At 68.5% G+C, this 2824-nt stretch carries 4 protein-coding genes; all 4 read right to left on the bottom strand.

Features of this window, described 5'->3' with window-relative positions:
- Nucleotides 1-136: twin-arginine translocase TatA/TatE family subunit (locus A9X05_RS01465; RefSeq protein ID WP_197498865.1), on the bottom strand; the 136-nt coding region annotated here is incomplete at its 3' end.
- Nucleotides 137-1639 (bottom strand): S1C family serine protease, encoded by a 1503-nt coding sequence (locus A9X05_RS01460; RefSeq protein ID WP_067778675.1) that lies wholly within the window; start codon nucleotides 1637-1639, stop codon nucleotides 137-139.
- A 186-nt stretch (nucleotides 1640-1825) separates the two neighbouring features.
- Nucleotides 1826-2221, bottom strand: coding sequence for an anti-sigma E factor RseA (gene rseA, locus A9X05_RS01455; RefSeq protein WP_067778672.1), 396 nt, complete (start codon nucleotides 2219-2221; stop codon nucleotides 1826-1828).
- 106 nt (nucleotides 2222-2327) lie between these two features.
- Nucleotides 2328-2824, bottom strand: a 497-nt coding sequence (gene sigE / locus A9X05_RS01450) for an RNA polymerase sigma factor SigE (protein ID WP_067754812.1), incomplete at its 5' end; no start/stop codon positions are given.

The following is a 2824-nucleotide window of genomic DNA, read 5'->3' as shown; positions in this document are numbered from 1 at the left end:
CACTCAGGTAGTCGCGGGCCTGCCGCAGCGCGGTCGACGTCCAGCGGATCGCACCGGGAAGCCGCTCCGGGCCGAGCACCACCAGCCCGACCACGACGAGGACCAGGATGTGCTCCCAGCTCAGGCTGCCGAACATCTAGCTTCCGTCGGGGTCGGGCTTGACGGTCAGGGTGACGTGCCGACCGTCGCGGACCACCTCGATCGGGGCGTCCTGGCCGATGGTCAACTGCCGGACGGCGACGACGAACTCGTCGGCGTCGGCGACCTTGCGGTTACCGACCTTGACGATCACGTCATTCTCCAGGATCCCGCCCTTTTGCGCGGGGCTTCCCGCCTTCACGTTGGCGACCTGCGCGCCGGCGGCGATCGCGTTGCTCACCGACCGGGTGCTGATGCCCAGCGTCGGGTGCACGATCTTGCCGTCTTTGATCAGCGTCTGCGCCACCATCTTGGCCTCGTTGATGGGGATCGCGAAGCCCAACCCACTTGCGCTGTCGGACAAGGACTTACCCGCGGTGTTGATGCCGATCACCTGCGAATCCATATCGATCAGCGGGCCGCCGGAGTTGCCGTGGTTGATCGACGCGTCGGTCTGCAGCGCGTCGATGACGGTGTCGGTGTCCGAGCCCTCACCCGACAACGGGACGGGACGGTGCAGCGCGCTGATGATGCCGTGGGTCACGGTGCTGCGCAGCCCCAGCGGCGCGCCCGCCGCGAGGACCTCGTCACCGACATTCACCTTGTCCGAGTCGCCGAACCGGGCCACGCTGAGGTTGTCGACGTTGTCGACCTTGAGCACGGCCAGGTCGGTCTTCGGGTCGCGGCCGACCAGGTTGGCGGGCACTTCCTTACCGTCGTTGAACACCACGGTCGTCTTGAACTGGCTGGGATTGTTGGCCGCCTCGGAGATCACGTGGTTGTTGGTGATGATGTAGCCGCGCCCGTCGACCACCACGCCCGAGCCCTGCAAGCCCTCCTGGTCACTCTTGGACTCGATGGTGACCACCGCGTTCGCGGTCGCGGCCGCCACCTTGGCGAACCGGCCGGCCGGACCTTCACCGTTGCCGTTGGTCGACAGGGTCACCTTCGAGGTGGTGAACGCCTCGGCTACCTCGGCCGTCTTGCGGCCGATCACACCGCCGATGACGCCGATGAGCAGCGCGATCAGCAGCAGGGCGAGCAACGCCAGGTAGGACACCTTGCCGCCGAACAGCACATCGCGTACGCCGAGCTTGCCACTGTAGCCCTGCGGCCCCCGAGGTCCCGCGGGGGCGACCGCCGGGGTGCCCAGCGCCGCGGCGGCCGCCGGGTCGCGCCAGGGGTCGTCGATTTCGTCGGGCTCGGCCCCGTTTTTCTCGGCCGCGAGCGCGCCGGCGTCGACGGGGTGGCGCTGCAGCGAGTCGGGGCTTCCGACGGGACGGCTGAACGCCTCCTGGAGGACCGGATCGGCCGGCTCGTCGTGCGGGGAAAACTCGGATTGGTCCCGGTACTTCCGCGGACGGACCCGATCGGCCACGAAGGAGCCGCGCAGTCCGTCGGGACGGCTGAACAGTTGGCGAGACGCGGGGTCCACCGGCGGACGGGAGATGGGGCGCGGCGCCAAGCGGTTGCCGCTGTCGTTGCCTTGGTCGGAGGTCACGTTATCCCTTTGGATCCTCTTCTTGAGCGCTCGAGACAGGCCCTGCACCGGGCGATACCCACGACACCGGCGTGGTCGTGTCCACCCTAGTATCCACGGTTCGGGACCGGCCGCCCATGAGCGCGCGGGCGGGGTGCGCAAAATCGGGACGGATCAACAACGGGGGCTCATTCGGAAGGCGCGCAGCTACGGGCGCTTGCGCTGCTCACGGGCGTCGCGCTCAGCAAAACGGTCGGCCGGCCGGCCGGTCGCGTCGTCGGCCGAATCGTAGGGAATCTCGGCGAGCATTCCGAGCAGCGCGCTCGGGATGCGGATCGGATGCGAATCCCGCAGCGCCGCACGGGCCCGGCTCTGACCGTCGACCTCGGCCGCACACTGCGGGCACAGCGACAGGTGATGCGCCGCCCGCAGGTGCGCGTTCATCCGCAGCTCACCGTCGACGAAGGCCGCGATGGCTTCGACGGAAAGGTGCTCGGTAGAGCCGAACTGGCGCGGCGCGCCGACGGGGGCATCGCTCTGGGAGGCGAACTGGGCGGGAAGCCAGGAGAACGCACGACGGAACAGATGTCCTCGATCGGGCATCACCGGGTCCTTTCGTTGCGCCTACCCCTCGAATGTAGCGCGAGGCAGCTCGCAATATCGCGTCTCGAGACCGCGAAACCGCTGGCTCATGGCCAGGCGACGAACCCTACGCCGACTCGGCGTGCACCGCGTCCCGGCCGGCGCCCGGTTGCGGATGAGCGGCCAGGTAGTCGCGCAACGCCTGACGTCCGCGGTGGATGCGGCTGCGCACGGTGCCGAGCTTTACGCCCAGCGTCGCGCCGATCTCCTCGTAGGACAGGCCCTCGATGTCACACAGGACGACGGCGGCGCGGAATTCCGGCGGCAGGGAATCCAGGGCGGCCTGCAGGTCCGGACCGAGCCGCGAATCGTGATAGATCTGCTCGGGATTGGGCTCGTCGGCGGGCACGCGCTCGTAATCCTCGGGCAGCGCCTCCATCCGGATGCGGGCGCGCCGGCGCACCATGTCGAGGAAAAGGTTGGTGGTGATGCGGTGCAGCCAGCCTTCGAACGTTCCCGGCTGGTAGTTCTGCACCGATCGGAAAACCCGGATGAAGGTCTCCTGCGTCAGGTCTTCCGCGTCATGCTGATTGCCCGAGAGGCGGTAAGCCAGCCGGTACACCC

Origin of the sequence: Mycobacterium sp. E3298 (genome assembly GCF_001666895.1) — a bacterium.
Classification (GTDB): Bacteria; Actinomycetota; Actinomycetes; order Mycobacteriales; family Mycobacteriaceae; genus Mycobacterium.
This window is presented reverse-complemented; position numbering and strand designations above follow the sequence as displayed.